The sequence below is a fragment of the Rhizobium sp. 01L410 genome (assembly GCF_056400165.1).
The window spans coordinates 228,381-249,206 of record NZ_JBFTST010000007.1; the positions used below are offsets into that span (position 1 = coordinate 228,381).

Annotated in this window: 21 protein-coding genes; 15 read left to right on the forward strand and 6 right to left on the reverse strand. The window is 62.7% G+C overall.

What is annotated here, in order from left to right; genetic code table 11:
- Positions 1–253: 253 nt before the first annotated feature.
- The gene (gene glpK / locus AC1DV9_RS17400; RefSeq protein ID WP_477949357.1) at positions 254–1,747 is read right to left on the reverse strand and encodes a glycerol kinase GlpK; all 1,494 of its coding nucleotides are present in this window, start codon (positions 1,745–1,747) and stop codon (positions 254–256) included.
- A 242-nt stretch (positions 1,748–1,989) separates the two neighbouring features.
- Here glpK and AC1DV9_RS17405 point away from each other — a divergent pair, with 242 nt between their 5' ends.
- From AC1DV9_RS17405 to xdhC, 8 genes are all read left to right on the forward strand, one after another.
- Entirely contained in the window at positions 1,990–2,598 is a 609-nt protein-coding gene (locus AC1DV9_RS17405) for a YkoF family thiamine/hydroxymethylpyrimidine-binding protein (protein ID WP_477949359.1), read from the forward strand.
- 27 nt (positions 2,599–2,625) lie between these two features.
- A complete protein-coding gene (locus AC1DV9_RS17410; RefSeq protein ID WP_477949360.1) occupies positions 2,626–3,414 on the forward strand; it encodes an ABC transporter permease in 789 nt (262 codons plus the stop codon).
- Positions 3,411–4,175 carry an ABC transporter ATP-binding protein gene (locus AC1DV9_RS17415; RefSeq protein ID WP_477949362.1) on the forward strand — a complete coding sequence of 255 codons (765 nt, stop codon included), beginning with the start codon at positions 3,411–3,413 and terminating at the stop codon, positions 4,173–4,175. The genes AC1DV9_RS17410 and AC1DV9_RS17415 overlap by 4 nt, the downstream gene beginning before the upstream one ends.
- The gene (locus AC1DV9_RS17420; RefSeq protein WP_477949363.1) at positions 4,172–5,191 is read left to right on the forward strand and encodes an ABC transporter substrate-binding protein; all 1,020 of its coding nucleotides are present in this window, start codon (positions 4,172–4,174) and stop codon (positions 5,189–5,191) included. The genes AC1DV9_RS17415 and AC1DV9_RS17420 overlap by 4 nt, the downstream gene beginning before the upstream one ends.
- 77 nt (positions 5,192–5,268) lie before the next feature.
- A complete protein-coding gene (locus tag AC1DV9_RS17425) occupies positions 5,269–6,045 on the forward strand; it encodes a 3-hydroxybutyrate dehydrogenase (RefSeq protein WP_477949365.1) in 777 nt (258 codons plus the stop codon).
- Positions 6,046–6,074: 29 nt separating this feature from the next.
- Positions 6,075–7,541 (forward strand): xanthine dehydrogenase small subunit, encoded by a 1,467-nt coding sequence (gene xdhA, locus AC1DV9_RS17430; protein ID WP_477949366.1) that lies wholly within the window; start codon positions 6,075–6,077, stop codon positions 7,539–7,541.
- Between the two features lie 177 nt (positions 7,542–7,718).
- Complete coding sequence (gene xdhB, locus AC1DV9_RS17435) at positions 7,719–10,058, forward strand: xanthine dehydrogenase molybdopterin binding subunit (RefSeq protein WP_477949368.1); 2,340 nt, start codon at positions 7,719–7,721, stop codon at positions 10,056–10,058.
- Between the two features lie 223 nt (positions 10,059–10,281).
- Entirely contained in the window at positions 10,282–11,088 is an 807-nt protein-coding gene (gene xdhC, locus AC1DV9_RS17440) for a xanthine dehydrogenase accessory protein XdhC (RefSeq protein ID WP_477949370.1), read from the forward strand.
- Here xdhC and AC1DV9_RS17445 read toward each other — a convergent pair.
- Positions 11,067–11,270, reverse strand: a complete 204-nt coding sequence (locus AC1DV9_RS17445; RefSeq protein WP_477949372.1) for a hypothetical protein — start codon at positions 11,268–11,270, stop codon at positions 11,067–11,069. The two genes, xdhC and AC1DV9_RS17445, sit on opposite strands and share 22 nt — an antisense overlap.
- Positions 11,271–11,373: 103 nt before the next feature.
- On the opposite strand from AC1DV9_RS17445, the gene AC1DV9_RS17450 reads away from it, so the two are divergent.
- A complete protein-coding gene (locus tag AC1DV9_RS17450) occupies positions 11,374–12,279 on the forward strand; it encodes a LysR substrate-binding domain-containing protein (protein ID WP_477949374.1) in 906 nt (301 codons plus the stop codon).
- Here AC1DV9_RS17450 and AC1DV9_RS17455 read toward each other — a convergent pair.
- Positions 12,273–12,605, reverse strand: a complete 333-nt coding sequence (locus AC1DV9_RS17455) for a hypothetical protein (protein WP_477949375.1) — start codon at positions 12,603–12,605, stop codon at positions 12,273–12,275. The two genes, AC1DV9_RS17450 and AC1DV9_RS17455, sit on opposite strands and share 7 nt — an antisense overlap.
- A gap of 178 nt (positions 12,606–12,783) precedes the next feature.
- Between AC1DV9_RS17455 and AC1DV9_RS17460 the strand changes: the two genes are divergently transcribed.
- The gene (locus AC1DV9_RS17460) at positions 12,784–13,263 is read left to right on the forward strand and encodes a hypothetical protein (protein WP_477949377.1); all 480 of its coding nucleotides are present in this window, start codon (positions 12,784–12,786) and stop codon (positions 13,261–13,263) included.
- Here AC1DV9_RS17460 and AC1DV9_RS17465 read toward each other — a convergent pair.
- Entirely contained in the window at positions 13,233–13,943 is a 711-nt protein-coding gene (locus AC1DV9_RS17465; RefSeq protein WP_477949379.1) for a Type 1 glutamine amidotransferase-like domain-containing protein, read from the reverse strand. The genes AC1DV9_RS17460 and AC1DV9_RS17465 overlap by 31 nt on opposite strands.
- Positions 13,944–14,071: 128 nt before the next feature.
- Here AC1DV9_RS17465 and puuD point away from each other — a divergent pair, with 128 nt between their 5' ends.
- Genes puuD through AC1DV9_RS17480 form a run of 3 tightly spaced genes read left to right on the forward strand, consistent with a single transcriptional unit; the run spans position 14,072 to position 17,565 of the window.
- A complete protein-coding gene (gene puuD, locus AC1DV9_RS17470; RefSeq protein WP_477949381.1) occupies positions 14,072–15,316 on the forward strand; it encodes a urate hydroxylase PuuD in 1,245 nt (414 codons plus the stop codon).
- The gene (gene guaD, locus AC1DV9_RS17475; RefSeq protein ID WP_477949383.1) at positions 15,313–16,620 is read left to right on the forward strand and encodes a guanine deaminase; all 1,308 of its coding nucleotides are present in this window, start codon (positions 15,313–15,315) and stop codon (positions 16,618–16,620) included. Before puuD ends, guaD begins: the two co-directional genes overlap by 4 nt.
- Positions 16,621–16,647: 27 nt before the next feature.
- Positions 16,648–17,565, forward strand: a complete 918-nt coding sequence (locus tag AC1DV9_RS17480) for an adenylate/guanylate cyclase domain-containing protein (protein WP_477949385.1) — start codon at positions 16,648–16,650, stop codon at positions 17,563–17,565.
- Positions 17,566–17,596: 31 nt separating this feature from the next.
- Here AC1DV9_RS17480 and AC1DV9_RS17485 read toward each other — a convergent pair whose 3' ends face one another.
- Entirely contained in the window at positions 17,597–18,400 is an 804-nt protein-coding gene (locus AC1DV9_RS17485; RefSeq protein ID WP_477949387.1) for an SDR family oxidoreductase, read from the reverse strand.
- Between the two features lie 86 nt (positions 18,401–18,486).
- On the opposite strand from AC1DV9_RS17485, the gene AC1DV9_RS17490 reads away from it, so the two are divergent.
- Positions 18,487–18,879, forward strand: coding sequence for a winged helix-turn-helix transcriptional regulator (locus AC1DV9_RS17490; RefSeq protein ID WP_477949389.1), 393 nt, complete (start codon positions 18,487–18,489; stop codon positions 18,877–18,879).
- Positions 18,880–18,950: 71 nt separating this feature from the next.
- Positions 18,951–20,087, forward strand: coding sequence for an alpha-hydroxy acid oxidase (locus tag AC1DV9_RS17495; RefSeq protein ID WP_477949521.1), 1,137 nt, complete (start codon positions 18,951–18,953; stop codon positions 20,085–20,087).
- Between the two features lies 1 nt (position 20,088).
- On the opposite strand, the gene AC1DV9_RS17500 is transcribed toward AC1DV9_RS17495, so the two are convergent.
- Positions 20,089–20,826 carry a metallophosphoesterase family protein gene (locus tag AC1DV9_RS17500; protein ID WP_477949390.1) on the reverse strand — a complete coding sequence of 246 codons (738 nt, stop codon included), beginning with the start codon at positions 20,824–20,826 and terminating at the stop codon, positions 20,089–20,091.

Sequence of the window (20,826 nt, forward strand, 5' to 3'; positions counted from 1 at the left end):
AGGTTGCGGCATTCGCGCACAGTGCGGATCGCAATGATTTGGGCGATATTTCAAGTTGCAGAGAGCGGCACGGCACACACCCCCGTCATCCTCGGCCTTGTGCCTAGGATCTAACGTACCCCTCCGTCAGCCGTTGCAGATGCTCGGGACAAGTCCGAGCATGACGGCGGTGGGTAGGGCTGAGGCTCGCACGTGAAGACCGCGAATGGGATAAAGCGCTGCGCCCCACCGCAACCTCGCCTAACGCACGACCCTAAGCGTCGCTCAGCGTCCGCTTCACCGCATTCCGCCAGCCCTTGAGCTTGGCAGCTCGGGTCTTCTCGTCCATGTCAGGCTCGAAGCGCTTGTTGCGCTTCCACTTGGCGGAGAAGTCCTTCCGGGCAGGCCAGACCCCGGCCCGACTGCCGGCCAGCCAGGCAGCCCCGAGCGCCGTCGTCTCCAGGATCACCGGCCGGTCGACGGGCGCGTCGAGCAGGTCGGACAGCCGCTGCATCGTCCAGTCGGAGGCGACCATGCCGCCATCGACGCGCAGCACCGTGTCGTCGCTGCCGTTCTTCCAGTCCTTCTGCATCGCATCGAGCAGATCGCGCGTCTGGTAGCAGACGGCTTCGAGCGCGGCGCGGGCAAATTCCGCCGGGCCGCTGTTGCGCGTCAGCCCGAAGATCGCCCCGCGTGCCTTCGGATCCCAGTGCGGCGCGCCGAGGCCGGTGAAGGCCGGCACCAGATAGACCTCCTGCGAGGGATCGGCACTCTCGGCCAACTTGCCGGCTTCTCCAGCCGTGTCGATGATCCCCAGCCCATCGCGCAGCCACTGCACCGCAGCCCCGGCAATGAAGATCGATCCCTCAAGTGCATAGGTGGTCTCGCCATCCAGCCGGTAGGCGATGGTGGTCAGAAGCCGGTTCTTCGAGCGCACCATGTCGGAGCCGGTATTGAGCAGCGCGAAGCAGCCGGTGCCATAGGTTGACTTCATCATGCCCGGCTCGAAGCAGGCCTGGCCGATCGTCGCCGCCTGCTGGTCCCCGGCCACACCGAGGATCGGAATCTCGGCGCCGAACAGAGCCTTCTCGGTGATGCCGAAATCCGCAGAGCAATCCTTCACCTCGGGCAGCATCGCGGCCGGCACCCGCAGGATCTCCAGCAGGTCCTTGTCCCAGCTATTGTCGGCGATGTTGTACATCAGCGTCCGCGAGGCATTGGTCGCATCGGTGACGAAGCTCTTGCCGCCGGTCAGCCGCCAGATCAGGAACGTGTCAATGGTGCCGAAGCAGAGCTCGCCCTTGGCGGCTCGGGCCCGCGCGCCCTTCACATTGGCCAGCATCCAGGACAGCTTGGTCCCGGAGAAGTACGGATCGAGGATCAGGCCGGTCTTCTTGGTGAAGAGTTTTTCGAGGTCCTGGCGCTTGAGATTGTCGCAGTAGCTCGCCGTGCGGCGGTCCTGCCAGACGATGGCATTCTGGATCGGCTTGCCTGTTGCACGCTCCCAGACGACGACGGTTTCGCGCTGGTTGGTGATCCCGAGTGCGGCAATATCGGTGGCCTTCACCTTGGCTTCGCGGAGCGCCATGTGGATGGTCGAAACCACCGAATCCCAGATCTCTTCCGGGTCATGTTCTACCCATCCCGAGCGCGGATAGATCTGCGTGAACTCCTTCTGGCCGACGCCTGCAATCTTCATCTCGCCATCGAAAACGATTGCCCGCGTCGATGTCGTGCCCTGATCGATTGCCAGAACATACCCGCTCATGCCTGCCCCTCCCTCTAAGCTCAGCGGCTTTCAGATAGATCACTTAAGACGCAGAAACGAAAGAGAAAAGAAAGCCAATCGCAATTTTGCCTCGCCGTAAATCGGCCGCTTTACAAGCCAGCCGACGCATGCTTAAAGGGCACCAACGACAGGGGTGCTCCGTATAGCCGGGGCTGAGATGCGGCCGCATGGTCTCGAACTCTTGAGCTGATCTGGATAATACCAGCGGAGCGAGGCGAGCGATGTTTTCTGGCGCACAAATTTCCCTTTACCCGATGACCGACCGTTTCGTCGATGTCATCCTCTCGGCCCTTCCGGCCCTCGACCCCTATCGCGACAGGCTCAGGATCGAGACCGACGACATCTCGACGCTGATCGTCGGCACGCCCGATGTGGTCTTTGCGGCGATGCGCGACCTCTATGTCAGCGGTTCGGCCGATGGCATCCATGCGGTGCTGCGCGCTACCATCTCCCGCGGCTGCCCGGGTGAGCCGGATGATCCGATGTGCCATACCGAAGCCCTCTCGGGTCCGGTCCTGCCGCTTGCCGAGCGCAAGGCGTCAGCGCTGGAAGCCGTTGCCTCCTCGCCGGTCACTGGCCGCCAAGCGGCGGCGCAGTTCTCGCTGTATGTCATGGGCACCGGCGATCACATGGAAGAGATCTACGGCTGCATCGACTTCCTGAAGAATTCGGGCGTCTTCGACCGCTCGAAGAATTTCTGTACCCGCGTCAAGGGCGACGCCGGTGCGGTCTTCGCGACCATTCACGAAGCCTTCGTCCGTTTCGGTCCGCCGAATGGCCATGTGACCATCGACCTCACCGTCTCCGCCAACAGTCCATCCGCCGTCTGATCGCTGCCTCACGTCAGGAGACTGCCGATGCTGCGGTTCATCCGATTGCCGGAACTTGCCATGCGTTCTGCGCCCGCCGTGCTGTCGGTCAGCGCGCTGCTGGCCATCTGGGAAGCCTATGTTGAGCTTGCCGGTGTGCCGCCGACGACGCTGCCTGCGCCATCGCGCGTCATCACCCAGGCATTCGTCGAACGCGCAGCGCTGCTGAACAACAGCTGGCCGACGCTGCAGGCGACGATCTCCGGCTTCGGCCTGTCGCTAGCAATCGCGTTCCTGTTCTCGGTCGCCATCGACTTTGCGCCGCGCCTGCGCGCCGCCCTGATGCCGGTCTTCGTCATCAGCCAGACATTGCCGCTGGTCGCCATCGCACCGCTGATCGTGCTCTGGTTCGGCTTCGGGCTGCTGCCAAAAATTCTGCTCGTCGCCCTCGTCACCTTCTTTCCGATGCTGGTGGCCCTTGCCCGCGGCTATGCGGCAGCCGAACCGGAGATCGAGGAGCTGCTGGCCTCGATGGGCGCCTCGCGTTGGAAGCGCTTCATCGTGGCGCGGCTGCCGGCGTCACTGCCCTATTTCTTCGCCGGGCTGCGCATCTCGATCACCTACGCGGTCGTCGGCGCGATCTTTGCCGAATATGCGGGGGCTGCCCGCGGGCTCGGCATCTATATCCTCAACGCCAAGAACAATTTCCGCGCCGATCTCGTGCTTGCCGCCGTGCTCGTCAGTTCGCTACTGACACTCATCCTGTTTTCGCTGGCCGTGCTCGTCGAATGGCTCGCCATGCCCTGGCACCGCGCCAGCCGGGACGACCGTCGATGAGCGATCAGCCTCTTCTCGATATCCGCGATCTCAGCTGCCGCCTCGGCACCGTCGATGTGCTCGATGGTATTTCGCTAGAGCTTCACGCGGGCGAATTCGTCTCGATTCTCGGCCCGTCGGGCGCCGGAAAATCCACGCTCTTCCGGATCCTGACCGGAAGCGTCGCCAAAACAGGCGGCACTATCCGCATGAACGGCAATACGCTGGTCTCAGAAACCCGCCCCTTCGCCTTCATGCCGCAGCGCGATGCGCTGATGCCGTGGCGGCGGTTGCTTGCCAATGCAGCACTCGGCCTCGAAATCGCGGGGATGTCGAGACGGGACGCGAGCGCCGAAATCACGCCGCTGCTGGCCGAATTCGGCCTGGAGGGCTTCGAACGCAGCTGGCCGCATGAACTCTCCGGCGGCATGCGCCAGCGTGTCGCTCTGCTGCGCACCGTCGTCCAGCAGCGGCCGATCCTGCTGCTCGACGAACCCTTCGGCGCGCTGGATGCGCTGACCCGCTTGAAGATGCAGCGCTTTCTCGAAGCGCTTTGCCGGCGCCGGGAGCTGTCGGTGATCCTGATCACCCATGATGTGCGCGAGGCCGTGCTGCTCTCCGACCGAATCTACGTCTTCTCGGCCCGCCCCGCCCGCATCGTCCTGGAAACGGCGGTCGGGCTGCCCCGTCCGCGCACCGAACCCGGCAGGCAGCAGGCGGACGTCATCGCAATCGAAAACCGCATCCTCGCAACGCTCTTCGAAGGAGAAGATCAGCCATGACCCTTCCATCCATCTCTCGCCGCACCGCACTTGCCGGCATTCTGTCGCTGGCCGCCGCACCGCTCACGGTTCGCGCCGCCGCCAACCCCAAGGTTTCGGTCGCCCTCGATTGGACGCCGAACACCAATCACGTTGGCCTCTACGTGGCTCGTGACAGGAATTTCTACCGCGACGCCGGTCTTGATGTCGAAATTCTCCCCTACACGGACACATCGGCCGCGACCCTCGTTGCCAGCCGTGTCGCCGATTTCGGCGTTCTCGGCTCGATCGGCCTGATGACCCAGCGCGCCGCCGGCGCCGATCTCATCGGCACCTTCGCCATTGTCCAGAAGGAAACCGGCCGCGTCGTCTTCAAGGCGGATCGCAGCGACATTCAGACGCCGAAGGATCTCGACGGCAAGACCTATGGCGGCTTCGGCAGCGCCTGGGAAAACGCCCTGCTCGGCTCGATGATCAAGAACGCCGGCGGCAAGGGCGAATTCGAGACCGTGACGCTGGGAACCTCCGCCTATCAGGCACTCGACAACGGCGCCGTCGATTTCACCCTCGAAGTCTACACCTGGGAAGGCGTTCAGGCCGAACTGGAAAACAAGGCCCAGCGCGCCTTCGTCTATGCCGATTACGGTGTGCCCGACGAACACACGGCCCTCATCGGCAGCAGCAACGCCTATCTCGCAGAGAAGCCGGAGCTTGCCCGCGCCTTCATGCAGGCAACGCGGAAGGGGTATGAATTCGCGGCCGATCATCCGGATGAGGCAGCAGACATCCTGATCAAGGGATCGGACGGCGCGCTGATGAACGCCGAACTGGTGCACGCCTCGTTGAAAGCCCTCGTTGACGGCGCCTATCTGCGCACGGGACCAGGCAAGGCTGGCGACATGGAGCCGGCCAAGATGAACGCGGTCGGCAACTATCTCTTCGATGCCGGTATTCTGAAGGATGCCAATGGCGCACCGCTTGCCAAGCGCCCGGACTTCTCGGCGGCTTTCACCAACGGGCTGCTCGCCGGAAGCTGATAGCGGCAACGCGGCGATTGTCAGCCACCGCTCTTTGCGCATAACCTTGGTCCATTGCGGACCAAGGAGAAGCGTTCATGAAGAGAACCGTCGTCGTCACCGGCTCCACCAGCGGCATCGGCCTGGCGATCGCCACCGCCTTTGCCGGCAAGGGCGACAACGTCGTCATCAACGGCTTCGGAAAAGCCGAGGAAATCAAGGCGATCACCGAGCGGCTTGAATCACTTTCGGAAGGACGCGCCCTCTATCACCCGGCCGACATGACCAAGCCCGCCGAGATCGCCGATCTGATCGAGACGGCAGCGAAAACCTTCGGCACCGTCGACGTCCTCGTCAACAATGCCGGTATCCAGCATGTCGAGAAGATCGAGGACTTCCCCATCGACAAGTGGGACCAGATCATCGCCATCAACCTGTCGAGCTCCTTCCACACCATGCGCGCAGCCATTCCGCACATGAAGGCGAAGAAGCATGGCCGCATCATCAACATCGCCTCGGCCCACGGCCTCGTCGCCTCGCCGTTCAAATCCGCCTACGTGGCGGCGAAACATGGTATATTAGGATTAACGAAGACGGCCGCCCTGGAGCTTGCTGAGTCGGGCGTCACGGTGAACGCCATCTGCCCCGGCTATGTGCTGACGCCGCTGGTCGAAAAGCAGATCCCGGATACGGCAAAGGCCCGCGGCATGACCGAGGAGCAGGTGAAGACTGAAGTGATCCTCAAGGCCCAGCCGACGCACGAATTCGTCAAGGCCGAGGAAATCGGCGCGCTGGCGCTCTACCTCGCCAGCGACGACGCCCGGCAGGTCACCGGCACCCACATCTCGATTGACGGGGGCTGGACTGCGGCATAACCATTAGAAAAACAAGAATAAGGAACATCATGAGCGACAGCATCCGCTTCATCCTCAATGGCGAGGACATCGCACTCTCTGATGTCCGCCCGACCGAGACTCTGCTCGATTTTCTGCGGTTGAAGCGCCGGTTGACCGGCACGAAGGAAGGATGCGCGGAAGGCGATTGCGGCGCCTGTACGGTGCTGGTCGGCCGTCTCGTCGATGGCAAGCTCGCCTATGAAACCGTCAATGCCTGCATCCGTTTCATGGGCTCGCTGAACGGCACCCATGTCGTCACCGTCGAGCATCTGGCGGCCAAGGATGGCACACTGCATCCGGTGCAGCAGGCGATGGTCGATTACCATGGCTCGCAATGCGGCTTCTGCACGCCGGGCTTCATCATGTCGCTCTATGGCCTCTGGCTCTCCAACGACAAGCCCGGCCGTCCGCAGATCGAAAAGGCGCTGCAGGGCAATCTCTGTCGATGCACGGGCTACGAGCCGATCGTAAAGGCGGCGGAAGCCATCGCCAGGGCGCGCCCGAGCACGCTGTTCGACCCGCTCGAAAAGACCCGCTCCGATATCGTCGCCCGCCTCTGGGCGATGCAGCCGCGCGAGACCATTACCGTCACCTCCGATGACGGCAGGCTGATGATCCCCGGTTCCGTCGAGGCGCTGGCCCGTATTCTGGCGGAAGAAAAATCCGCCACCATCGTCTCTGGCTCAACCGATGTCGGGCTCTGGGTGACGAAGCAGATGCGGGCGCTGAATCCCGTCGTCTTCATCAACCACCTTAGCGAATTGCAGACGATCAAGGTCACCGACGGCGGCGTCACCTTCGGGGCGGGCGTCACCTATACGAAGGCCTTCGAAGTGCTGGCGAAGAAGGTGCCGGCGCTTGCCGCCCTGATCAACCGCATCGGCGGCGAGCAAGTGCGCAACATGGGTACCATCGGCGGCAACATCGCCAACGGCTCGCCGATCGGCGACAGCCCGCCGCCGCTGATCGCGCTCGGTGCGACGCTGAAACTGCGCTCCGCCGCCGGCACCCGCATGCTCCGGCTTGAGGACTATTTCATCGCCTATGGCAAGCAGGACCGCAAAGCCGGTGAGTTCGTTGAAAGCGTCTTCGTGCCTTACCCGGCCGAGGGTAGCCACTTCGCCGTCTACAAGGTCACCAAGCGCCGCGACGAGGACATCACCGCCACCCTCGGCGCCTTTTACCTGACGCTCGACGACGCCGGTGACGTCAACGACATCCGCATCGCCTTCGGCGGCATGGCCGCGACCCCGAAACGCGCCCGCACCGTCGAATCCGACCTGATGGGCAAGCCCTGGACAGAAACAACCATCGACGCCGCCCGCCCCACCTTCGACGCCGACTTCCAGCCGCTGACCGACTGGCGCGCCACCGCCGAATACCGGCAACTGGCGGCGAAGAACCTGCTGATGCGGTTTTATCTGGAAACTGTGGGAACGCCGGTGGAACTCAAGCGGTTCGAGGGGGTGGCGTGATGGCGGCCTTGAAAGTCTGCGCAAGCATCCCCCTCATCCGCCCTTCGGGCACCTTCTCCCCGCTGGGGAGAAGGGAAAACCGGAGCCGCGCCACACGTCCCTTCTCCCCTCGGGGAGAAGGTGGCGGCAGCCGGATGAGGGGGCCACACGCGCCCTCCCTCACGGCGGAGCATCCCCATGGATAAATCCACCTTCGAAAACCCCAAAGCGATAATCTCCGGCCCGATGCACGGCTCGCTGCGCCATGATTCAGCGCATAAGCACGTCACCGGAAGTGCCGATTATATCGACGATATTCCGGAACCCGCGGGCCTGCTGCATGGCGCCCTCGGCACCTCTGACCGCGCCCATGCCGATATCCTCAGCATGGATCTCTCGGACGTCCGCCGCCACCCCGGCGTCATCCTCGTCTTCACCGGCAAGGACGTGCCAGGGGTCAACGACGTCTCCTCGAACGGCAGCCATGACGAGCCTCTGCTTGCCGAAACCAGGGTCGAATTCCACGGCCAGCCGATCTTCGCCGTCATCGCCGAAACCCGGGAAGCCGCCCGCCATGCCGCACGCAAGGCGAAGATCGAATATCGCGACCTGCCGCACTGGAGCGATATCGACGGCGCGCTGGAGAACGGCAGCCCTCTCGTCATCACCCCAATGACGCTGAAGCGCGGTGAAGCCAAGAGCGAGATGGACAATGCCAAGCACCGGCTGCGCGGCCAGATGCGCATCGGCGGCCAAGAGCATTTCTATCTCGAGGGACACATCGCCATGGCGATTCCCGGCGAGGATGACGAGGTCACCGTCTGGTCCTCGACGCAGCATCCGAGCGAGATCCAGCATATCGTCGGCCATGTGCTCAACATTCCGTCCAACGCCGTGACCGTGAACGTGCGCCGCATGGGCGGCGGCTTCGGCGGCAAGGAAACGCAGGGCAACCAGTTTGCCGCACTCGCCGCCATCGCCGCCAAGAAGCTGAAGCGCGCCGTGAAATTCCGCCCGGATCGCGACGAGGACATGACCGCGACCGGCAAGCGCCACGACTTCCTAGTCGATTACGAGCTCGGCTTCGACGACGAAGGCCGCATCCACGCGGTCGATGCCACCTATGCGGCACGCTGCGGCTTCTCGTCCGATCTCTCCGGCCCGGTCACCGACCGCGCGCTGTTCCACGCCGATTCCAGCTATTTCTATCCGCATGTGCATCTGCAATCGAAACCGCTGAAGACCCATACCGTCTCCAACACCGCGTTCCGCGGCTTTGGCGGCCCGCAGGGCATGCTCGGCGCCGAGCGCTTCATCGAAGAGATCGCCTACGCCACCGGCAAGGACCCGCTGGAGGTTCGAAAGCTGAACTTCTACGGCCAACCCGGCTCCGGTCGCACGACGACGCCCTATCATCAGGAGGTCGAGGACAGCATCGTCCTGCGCATCGTCGAGGAACTCGAGGAAAGCGCCGATTACCAGGCCCGCCGCAACGCCATCATCGCCTTCAACCGCGACAGCCGCTATATCCGCAAGGGCATTGCGCTGACGCCGGTGAAATTCGGCATCTCCTTCACCATGACGGCCTTCAACCAGGCGGGCGCCCTCGTCCATATCTATCAGGACGGCTCGATCCACCTGAACCATGGCGGCACCGAGATGGGCCAGGGCCTCTATACCAAGGTGGCGCAGGTCTTGGCCGACAGTTTTCAGGTCGATATCGATCGGGTGAAGATTACCGCGACGACCACGGGCAAGGTGCCGAACACCTCGGCAACGGCAGCCTCCTCGGGTTCCGACCTCAACGGCATGGCCGCCTATGACGCCGCCCGGCAGCTGAAGGAACGCCTCGTCGCTTTTGCTGCCGAGAAATGGAGCGTCGATCCGGCCGACGTGATCTTCCTGCCGAACCGCGTGCGCGTCGGTGAGACCGAAATCCCCTTCCCCGATTTCATCAAGCAGGCCTATTTCGCCCGCGTCCAGCTTTCGGCGGCGGGTTTCTACAAGACCCCGAAGATCCACTGGGACCGGGCCGCCGGCCGCGGCACGCCCTTCTATTATTTCGCCTATGGTGCCGCCTGCACCGAAGTCTCTATCGATACGCTGACCGGCGAATACCTCATCGACCGCACCGATATTCTCCACGATGTCGGCCGCTCGCTGAACCCGGCGATCGATATCGGCCAGGTCGAGGGCGCCTTCGTTCAGGGCATGGGCTGGCTGACGACCGAGGAGCTCTGGTGGGACGACAAGGGGCGGCTGCGTACCCACGCCCCCTCCACCTACAAGATCCCGCTCGCCTCCGACCGCCCGAAGGTGTTCAACGTCAAGCTGGCGGAATGGTCGGAAAACAAGGAAGCGACGATCGGCCGCTCGAAGGCCGTCGGCGAGCCGCCGTTCATGCTGGCGATCTCGGTGCTGGAAGCGCTCTCCATGGCGGTTGCCAGCGTCGCGGATTACAGGGTCTGCCCGCGGCTTGATGCGCCTGCCACGCCTGAGCGTGTGCTGATGGCGGTCGAGCGGATGAAGATGGTGTGAGGGTCGGCGGGGTGGCGTTCGTGGCTTACCCCCCTCTGCCCTGCCGGGCATCTCCCCCTCAAGGGGGGAGATCAGCTGGAGGCACCCGCTCGCGCCACCGCAAACACTCGACATACATTATTTGGGGAGACCGGTGCCCCCAGCCAATCTCCCCCCTTGAGGGGGAGATGTCCGGCAGGACAGAGGGGGGTACCGCACCCTCGAACCCATCGGCCGCCCAACGATGACCACCTTCAAGGACTTCCTCCTCACCCACCCCGCCACCATCCTGATCGAGATCACCGGAACCCAGGGCTCCACCCCGCGCGAAACCGGCACATTCATGCTGGTCTCCCCGACCGCCATGTGGGGCACGATAGGCGGCGGCCAGTTCGAATATCTCGCAATCGAGAATGCCCGCGGCCTGCTGCAAAACAGCGGCAAGGAAACCATGGACATCCCGCTCGGCCCCGAGATCGGCCAATGCTGCGGCGGGCGCACGCAGCTGCGCTTCCGCAGGGTGACCACCGATATCCTGGAGGAGCTGGAAAACAGGCGCGTCGACGAAGCCGAACACCGTCCGGCCGTCTATCTGTTTGGCGCCGGCCATGTCGGCCGGGCGCTGGCCGCAGCCCTCGCGCCGCTGCCGCTCGCCGTGACGGTCATCGAAACCCGCAAGGAAGAACTTGAAAACCTGCCCGCCGAAACCAAAACCCTGCTGACGCCGATGCCCGAAGCGCTGATCGCCGAGGTGCCGGCAGGATCAGCCGTCGTCATCCTGACGCATGACCATGCCCTCGACTTCCTGATCGCCGGCGAGGCGCTGGCGAGAACCGACCTCGCCTACACAGGCATGATCGGCTCGGTCACCAAGCGCGCTACGTTTTCGAGCTGGCTGTCGCGCGAGTGCGGCGAAAGGCGCTGGCTCGAGCGTCTGACCTTGCCGATCGGCGGCTCCGCCGTCCGGGACAAGCGCCCGGAAGTGATCGCCGCCATGACCGCCGCCGAGATTCTGACGGCGTTGGCTGTTTATGGCCAGCGCTCGAAATGATCGCGCGGTTCCCGGCCATCCAGGAACCCCAGATCGCGCCTGACCCGGTCGGGCATGGTGTCGGGGTCGAGCCGCGAGGAGTATACGAACGTGCGATAGACCCATGCCCGAAGACGCGAGACAAGCGCTTTTACCGGCAGCTCGTGGTGCAGTTCATTGCGTTCGATCGTTGAGTCTTGCATGACAGTCACCTTCATTCACTTGACGGTATGACTTGCAGTCTGCGCCCGAAAATGCTGCAATTCCAATCGAACAAACATGCGAACGCATAAAGAGAACTTATCCATGAAGCTCTCCAGGCAATTCCCGCTGAATGCGCTGCGCGTCTTCGAGGCCGTGGCGCGGCATGGCAGTTTCACCAAGGCGGGCGAAGAGCTCGGCATGACCCAGACGGCGGTCAGCTATCAGGTGAAATTGCTGGAAGAGAATATCGGCGAGCCGCTGTTCCTGCGCCGTCCGCGGCAGATCAGCCTGACCGAAACCGGCGAAAGGCTGGCGCCACAGGTGACGGAAGCCTTCGAGACGCTGCAGCTCGCCATGGCCGAGGCGCGCGGCGAGACCGAAGTGACACTGCAGATCACGTGCCTCGCAACCTTCGCCTCACAGTGGCTGGCCCGGAGGCTCGGCCTCTTCCAGCTCGCCCATCCCAATATCGCCGTGCGTATGAACACCTCGGACACGCTGGTCGATCTCGGCCGCGAGGCCTTCGATATCGGCATCCGCTCCGGCACCGGCGAGTGGCCGGGCCTGCGCGCCGAAAAGTTGATGGATGTCTATTTCACCCCGATGCTGAGCCCGGCGCTCGCCGAAACCATCGGCGGCATCCACGAACCCGCCGATCTCCTGAAGCTACGAATCTTCGATACAACCGACCCCTGGTGGCACCAGTGGCTGGAAGCGGCAGGCGTCCCGGCATCGAACCTCAAGCCGCGGGCGAACAGCTATTACGGCGCGCAGGCCTTCGAGGCGTCAGCCGCCGTGGCCGGCCAGGGTGTCGCCATCCTAACCCCGGATTTCTACCCGGACGAGCTCGCCAGCGGCAAACTGATCCGCCCCTTCGACCTGCAATGCACCGATGGCCGCGGCTATTGGCTGGCCTATCCCGAAAACCGCCGCAACGTCCCGAAAATCAAGGCCTTCCGCAACTGGATACTGACGGAGATGCACGGCACCGGGGCGCCGTCTCAATAGCCCATTTCGGGCGCATAGAAGCAGCGCGGCGTATCCTCGTTGGGAAACAGGCAGAGGTGATAATCGCCATCGCCGGAATGCATCGCCTTGGTCAAAGGCAGCAGGAAAACGTGATGGCGCGTCACCAGCCGGTGGTCGCCCGGCACCAGCGTCACCCGGTAGCCGTTGGGTGTCACCTTGACGCTTTTCGACGGGATCATCTGGCAATCCCCGGTCTCGCTGTCGCCGTTGCAGCAGAAGGGATCATAAGCCCATCCGGACGCCGCATCATGCGCCAGCGCGCCGGAGGCAAAGGCAATCAATACGCATGCCAAAATGCTTCGCATGGGCACATCTCCAGATGAATGCCCCACCGGATATGCGCTCTCGCAGCAATGCGGCGGCCCTCGAATGAAGGTGTAACGAAGCCGTCACATTTCAAGACGGCGTCGAGCCTCATCGCAATGCAACCCAAAATTGCCACAATGACGAAAGCTATAATTCTCACGAAGCCGGAGTATCTCGATGCGATATAGCGCATTTCTCGCAGTGCCGCTTGCGGTATGGCCATATTCGACCGCCAGTGACCCCGTGCAGGTTGCCGCATCGCTCGCAAACATGCGCGTCGGCCAGGTAAAACGGGCTACGGAAATTGCCAGCTTGCCTTTTGACCAGATTTGTCTGCTGACACCCTATCAGGCTCAGCTATTCGGCAAATCGCCAGACTTAGCGAGGCTTAACGACCATCTTCGGCAGATTGGCTACATAAGCGATGAAATGGACTGGGCACTGATCGTTGATCACGGCGTTTCAATCAAGCTGCTGCGCTTCAAGCGGTCGGCAGCGCAGGATATTCTCGGCACGCAAGCGGCAGAGCCTCCCTATGCCGGCTTCCTACCGCAGGGCTTCACCCCTGCGGACTGTGCCGGCAGTCATGCCGCAGCATTTGCCAAGATCGAACATGGCGGGCGCGTCTATATCGTTTTTGGCTCGGCCGGCGATTGAAATGAGAACATCAAAGCATCGAGCCCGTCCAGCCCGACAACATCAGCCGATCCGCGAAAGATCAGCAGCGGCTTGCCAAATATCTCCACCCCGTCCTTGTGGACGATCAGCCCTTCGCCATCCCGGCAGGCGACGATGCGGTTGGTTATCGTCTCGCTGTAGCGCAGCAGCGCCGGAAGGAAGCGTTCGTCCTCGTTCAGATGCGGGAAATACTCGAAAGGGACGAGGTCGAGCGCCTCGCCATCGGTGATCTCGGCGGGCTGCTGGCCAAGGAAGAAGGCATCGACGGCGATTGTCGGCGTCATCAGGATCGCTCCGGCGCTGGTGCCGATCAGGATACCGTCGTCGTGCGTCCAGGTCCGCAGCCGCTCGAGCACATTGGCTTTGCGCAAGCGGTGCAGGAAATGCCCGGTATGGCCGCCGGAGAGGTGGATGGCGTTGCAGGAAAACAGCCGCTCGAGATCGTCAGACACGATGTTGTCGAGATCGATGAACGGATCAAGCTTGAGGCCATGCGCGGCGTAGTAGGCGGCCTTCTCGTTGAAGAACTGGCGGTCGGGATCGGGGCCGGAGGAGACATAGCCGATATGGTTGCCGCGCTGGCGCACGATCTCTGCCAGCCGCCTGTCCATCGGCGCATTCTCGGCAATCACCTGGTCGCTGTAGAGCGCAAGGATCATCGGCCCTCTCCTTCAGAACTGCCCCGCAACTATCGGCGATCCGGCACGCGATGGGAAGCCAACTTCCCCCTTCCCTCGCGCATCAACATTCTGCAATGTGACGAGTCGGAGGAAGATAGGGGAACAGCATGTATGAATACGCCATAGCGTGGGAATGGTTCGCCTTTGCAGCGCGCTGGTTCCACGTCATCACCGCGATTGCCTGGATCGGCTCGTCCTTCTATTTCATCGCCCTCGACCTCGGCCTCGTGAAGCGGCCGCATCTACCGGTCGGCGCCTATGGCGAGGAATGGCAGGTCCATGGCGGCGGCTTCTATCACATCCAGAAATATCTGGTGGCGCCGGCGCAGATGCCGGAGCATCTGACCTGGTTCAAATACGAGAGCTATTTCACCTGGCTCTCCGGCTTCCTGATGCTCTGTATCGTCTATTACGGCGGTGCCGATCTTTTCCTCATCGACCGCCATGTGCTGGATATCAGTCCGATGACGGCTATCCTAATTTCGCTGGCCTCACTTGCCGGCGGCTGGCTGGTCTATGATCTGCTCTGCAAATCGCCGCTCGGCCGCAATACCTGGGGCCTGATGATCGTGCTCTATGCCGTGCTGGTCTTCATGGCCTGGGGCTATACCCAGCTCTTCACCGGCCGCGCCGCCTTCCTGCATCTCGGTGCCTTCACCGCGACGATCATGTCGGCCAATGTCTTCATGATCATCATCCCCAACCAGAAGATTGTCGTCGCCGACCTGATCGCCGGGCGCACACCCGATCCGAAATACGGACAGATCGCCAAACAGCGCTCGCTGCACAACAACTACCTGACGCTGCCCGTCATCTTCTTCATGCTGTCGAACCACTATCCTCTGGCCTTCGGCACCGCCTTCAACTGGGTGATCGCCGCCCTCGTCTTCCTGATGGGCGTCACCATCCGCCACTGGTTCAACACCACCCATGCCCGCAAGGGCCGCCCGACCTGGACGTGGATCGCCACGGTCATCCTGTTCATCCTGATCATGTGGCTGTCGACCGTGCCGAAGGTGCTGACCGGCGAGAAGGATGCCGATGCGGCGGCCGTCGCCCCTGCGTTCCAGCAGTTCGCCGGCGATCCGCATTTTCCCGCCGTCAAGCAGTTGATCGGCACGCGCTGTTCCATGTGCCATGCGGCCGAACCCGTCTATGAAGGCATCGTCCGGGCGCCGAAGAACGTCATACTGGAAAACGACGCGGAAATTGCCGCCCACGCCCGGGAAATCTATATACAGGCGGGCCGCAGCCATGCGATGCCGCCCGGCAATGTCACAGAGATCACCGCCGACGAGCGCAAGCTGCTCGTCGCCTGGTTCGAAAGCGCAGTCGAAGGCAAACAGGAATGACAGTGAAACTTCTGCGTGGGCGCCTGCTCTCGTTCAAGCGCGCCCCGCAAAGCCTGAGCGATCAGGAGAGCTACAGCTATGAGACAGATGGCGGCCTTCTGATTGAAGGCGGCAAGATCATCGCTGTGGGCAGCTATGCCGATGTGAAGGCAAAGGCGCCTGACAATGCCGAGGAAATCGATCACCGCCCGCATCTCATCATGCCCGGCTTCATCGACACCCATCTGCATTTCCCGCAGATGCAGGTGATCGCCTCCTACGCCGCCAATCTGCTGGAATGGCTGAACACCTATACCTTCCCGGAGGAATGCCGCTTCGTCGAAACCGCCCATGCGCAGAAGATCGCCACGCATTTCTACGACGAGCTGATCCGACACGGCACCACCACCGCCGTTGCCTATTGCTCCGTCCACAAGACCTCCGCCGACGCCTATTTCGCCGAAGCCATGAAGCGCGGCATGTGCATGGTCGGCGGCAAGGTGATGATGGACCGCAACGCCCCGCAGGGCCTGCTCGATACGCCCGAAATGGGCTACGACGAGACCCGCGCCGTCATCGCCGAATGGCACGGCAAGGGCCGCAACCATGTCGCCATTACCCCACGCTTCGCCATCACCTCGACGCCGCAACAAATGGAAGCAGCCGGAGCGCTCGCGCGCGAATTCCCCGATCTGCATATCCAGACGCATCTCTCCGAGAACCACGACGAGATCAGATACACCTGCGAGCTCTATCCTGAGGCGATCGACTACACGGATATCTACGCCCGTTACGGCCTGCTCGGCAAAAAGACCCTCTTCGGCCACTGCATCCATCTCTCGGATCGCGAAGCCGATGCGATGAGCGAAGCAGGCTCCATCGCCGTCCACTGCCCGACATCGAACCTATTCCTGGGTTCTGGCCTCTTCCCGCTGAAGGCCCTGTCGCGCCGCGAAAAGCCTGTGCGCATCGGCGTCGCCACTGATATCGGCGGCGGCTCCAGCTATTCGATGCTCAGGACGATGGACGAGGCCTACAAGATCCAGCAGCTGCTCGGCGAGCGCTTGAACCCGCTGGAAAGCTATTACCATATGACATTGGGCAACGCCGAAGTGCTGTCGCTTGCAGACAGCATCGGCACGCTGGAGACAGGCACCGATGCCGACATCGTCGTCCTCAATGCCGCGGCAACGCCGGCCATGGCGCTGAAGATGGACGTGGTCAAAACGCTGGTGGAAGAACTCTTCCTGCTGCAGACGATGGGCGACGACCGGTCGATCGTCGAGACATATGTCGCCGGCAACGCAATGAAGGCAGCGCTTTGAGATAGGGACTCAAAATCGGGGGGAAGCATGAGCGAGACGCAACGCAGGTTGACGACCATCTTCTCCGCCGATGTGCAGGATTATACGCGCCTGATGGGCCTTGACGAAGAAGGCACGCTGGCGACGCTGAAGCGCTACCGCGAGGCGATGTCAGGCCTGATCGCATCGCATGGCGGCCGCGTCGTCAATACCTGGGGCGACGGCCTGATCGCCGAGTTCCCGAGCGTCGTCGAGGCCGTCCGGGCTGCCGTCGATGTGCAAACCGAGCTTGCAGGCTTCAACAGCGCCAAACCGGCGAGCGAACAGATGCTGTTCCGCATCGGCATCAATCTCGGCGACATCATCGTCGAGGGTGCCGATATCTACGGCGACGGCGTCAATATCGCCGCCCGCCTGCAGGCTTCGGCACCGGCCGGCGGCATCGTCATCTCCAACACCGTCTACGACCAGGTTCGCAACAAGGTGCCTGTTGGTTTCGATTTCCTCGGCCCGCTCAGCGTCAAGAATGTCTCCGAAGCGATCCCCAGCTACGCCATCCGCATCGGCGAGCGTCATCCAGCCCAAGCTGTCGCGCAACCCGCACCCTCCGGAGCACCGGCCGGCTCCCCCGCCCGCCCGGATCAGCGGCCAACGGCTTCGCCATCACGCGCCCGCAAGCTCCTCGGCATCTTCGCCATCGCCGCGGCTTTTTTCGCCCTCATCAACGCGCTGACATGGGAAGGCAATCTCTGGGCCGTCTGGCCGATCCTCGTGCTCGCTTTCGCCGCCGCCATGACCATCGCCCGCCTGCAGAACCGCGTCGATCAGCAACTCGCCGGCCTCGCTATCATCGGTCTCGGCCTGATCGCCATCAACCTGCTCTCCTGGAGCGGCACATTCTGGGCCATCTGGCCGCTGATGGCTTTCGCCGCCGTCGGCGCGATCCGCTGGGTGATGCGCGGCTGAACGGGACGGCAAAGGCCGCCCCGCCAAAGCTTCACACGGTCGGCACCGTTCCGCCATCGATGGTGAACTCGGCGCCATGAATCGACGCCGCCCGATCGGACGCAAGAAAGGCGACGAGCTCGGCAACTTCCTCGGGATAGGCCGGGCGGCCGGCTGGAATACCGCCGAGCGCGTCCATGATGCTCTGCTTCGCCGCCTCCGTATCGATGCCATTCGCTTTCGAAATACGCGAGACAAGCGCATCGGATGCTTCCGTGAGGATCCAGCCCGGCGCCACCGATGTCACCCGCACGCCCTTCGGACCCAGCTCCTTGGAGAGCGCCTTGCTGTAATTGCTGAGCGCCGCCTTTGCCGCCGCATAGGCAATCGTCGCCTCGTGCAGCGGAAGCCGCCGCTGGATGGACGATATGTGGATCACCACACCTGTTCGGCGCTCGATCATCTGCGGCACGAGCAGCCGGTCGAGACGAACGGCAGGCATCAGGTTGAGGGCCAGCTCGTTTTGCCAATGCTCTTCCGTCAAGGCAGCAAAACCGCCGCCGGGCGCTGCCGATCCGCCGAGCGTATGAACGACAATGTCGATCCCGCCGAATCTTTCGAGCGCAGCACGCGCCAGTATCTCGACGCCTTCCGGTGTCGAGAGATCGGCGGGCACGAAGAGCGTCGCAGACGTGCCCGCCTCCGGCACCGAACGGGCACTGGTGATGGTCTCAGCGCCCGCCGCTGCAAACCGGCGCAGGATCGCGGCACCGGCCCCCTTCGTACCGCCGGTCACCAGCACACGCTTGCCGGAAAACTCCGCGGGAATGATCGGAAATGTCTGAGCTATGGTCATATCAGTCCTCTTGTGTTGGAGGACGGGGCGCCGCCGTCCAAAACAATCGCGTTGCTTGAAGGCGAAGATGGCTTTAGGCTTTCGAGATGACAAGTACGCACGAAAAAGTAGGGTACTTACCTGAAAGTAAGTCCACCGATGACCTGACCCCATCGACCGCCGCCGAGGGTGTCGAGAATGTGCTGCGCATGCTCGAAGGGCGCTGGAAGCTCGTCATCCTCTTCCATCTCTTCGGTGGCAATGTGCTGCGCTTCTCCGATCTGGAACGCGCGATTCCGGCGATCTCGCAAAAGATGCTGATCCAGCAGCTGCGCCAGATGGAAGCCGACGGCATCGTCAGGCGCATCGTCCACCATCAGGTGCCGCCGAAGGTGGAATATTGCCTCACCGACTGGGGCCAATCGCTCTGCCCCGCGCTCGACGCGCTGTTGACATGGGCCGCCGCCAAGCCTGCCGGATGTCCGGAAACCCTGCCCTAACCATATGTTTCTGCTGGCAGCGGGACTTGAATATGCTACCTCTCGGAAGCTTTCCGGAGGATGCCGATATCATGTCAAAGCCGCTGACGATTGCCGATCTGAAGACCTTGGCCCGCCGCCGTGTGCCGAAGATGTTCTTCGACTATGCCGACTCCGGCGCCTGGACGGAGAGCACCTACCGCGCCAACGAGAGCGACTTCGCCAAAATCAAGCTGCGCCAGCGCGTTCTCGTCGACATGACAAACCGGACGCTGGAAACTGTGATGATCGGCCAGAAGGTGTCGATGCCGGTGGCGCTGGCGCCGACGGGCATGACCGGCATGCAGCATGCCGATGGCGAGATGCTGGCGGCGCGCGCAGCCGAGGAATTCGGCGTCCCCTTCACGCTCTCGACCATGAGCATTTGCTCGATCGAGGATGTCGCCTCGGTGACGACAAAGCCCTTCTGGTTCCAGCTCTATGTGATGCGCGATAAGGATTTCGTGCTCGACCTGATCAACCGTGCGAAGGCGGCAAAGTGCTCGGCCCTTGTGCTGACCGCCGACCTGCAGATCCTCGGCCAACGCCACAAGGACGTGCGCAACGGCCTCTCCGCCCCGCCGAAATTCACCCCGAAACACATCTGGCAGATGGCAACGCGTCCGCTCTGGTGTCTGGACATGCTGCAGACCAAGCGCCGCACCTTCGGCAACATCATCGGCCACGCCAAGAACGTCACCGACCTCTCCTCGATCTCCATCTGGACGCATGAGCAGTTCGATCCGCGCCTCTCCTGGGCCGATGTCACCTGGATCAAGGAAAAATGGGGCGGCCCGCTGATCATCAAGGGCATCAACGATGTCGAAGACGCCAGGCTCGCCGCCGAAACTGGTGCCGACGCCATCATCGTCTCCAACCACGGCGGCCGCCAACTGGACGGCGCCCCCTCCTCGATCAGCATGCTGCCTGCGATCGCAGACGCTGTCGGCCACAAGATCGAAATCCACCTCGACGGCGGCATCCGCTCCGGCCAGGACGTGCTGAAAGCCATCGCCCTCGGCGCCAAGGGCACCTATATCGGCCGCCCCTTCCTCTACGGCCTCGGCGCCATGGGCAAGGACGGGGTGACGCTGGCGCTAGAGATCCTGCGCAAGGAAATGGATATGACCATGGCGCTATGCGGAAAGCGCAGCATCAAGGATGTGGATGCGTCGGTGATTGCCGCCTGATCTACAACCGCCCCGTCGCCAGCGCGGCCGCCCATTCGAGGCGGCCGTTTGCTTTTGCGAGCTCCGACATTGCCATATGGTCATAGCGGACGGCGCGGAAATTGGCGGTCCAGCCAAGCGCGGTCTTCTCCAGAATGGCGTAGCTTGCCAGCGGATGGCCGGCCTCGACCTTGTGGAAATAGGGCGCGTCATCGTCATAGCCCGGGGCGCCGACGCTGCCGGGATTGACGAGCAGCCGACCGCCGGAGAGAGCAATCATCCGCGGCAAATGGGTGTGGCCGCAGAGGATCAGCGGTTGGTCGATGCGCTCGGCAAGCGCCTCGATCTCCGCCTGCGCCTTCAGGAGAACATGTCCGTCGAGAGAAACCGTTTCTGTCCAGTAGAGATTATCGTCATCAGGGGTTGCGTGGCAGAGATAGACCTCGTCGCGATAGACGAGTTCCGAAGGCAGCGTCCGCAGCCAGTCGAGATGGCGTGGGCTGAGATCGTGATAGGCGGCCTCATCGGAGGTAAACATCTGCTCCGGCGCAAACTCGATGAGATATCGGTCGTGATTGCCGCGCACGGTCGGCAGATTGAGCGGCAAGAGCCGGTCGCCCGTCTTTCCGGCTTCGAGCGGGCCACTGAAGCAATCGCCGAGATTGACGATGTCGGTGATGCCGAGTGCCGCAATATCGGCAAGCACCGCCTCCAGCGCCAGCGCATTGCCGTGAATATCGGCGATCGCCGCAAACCGCAT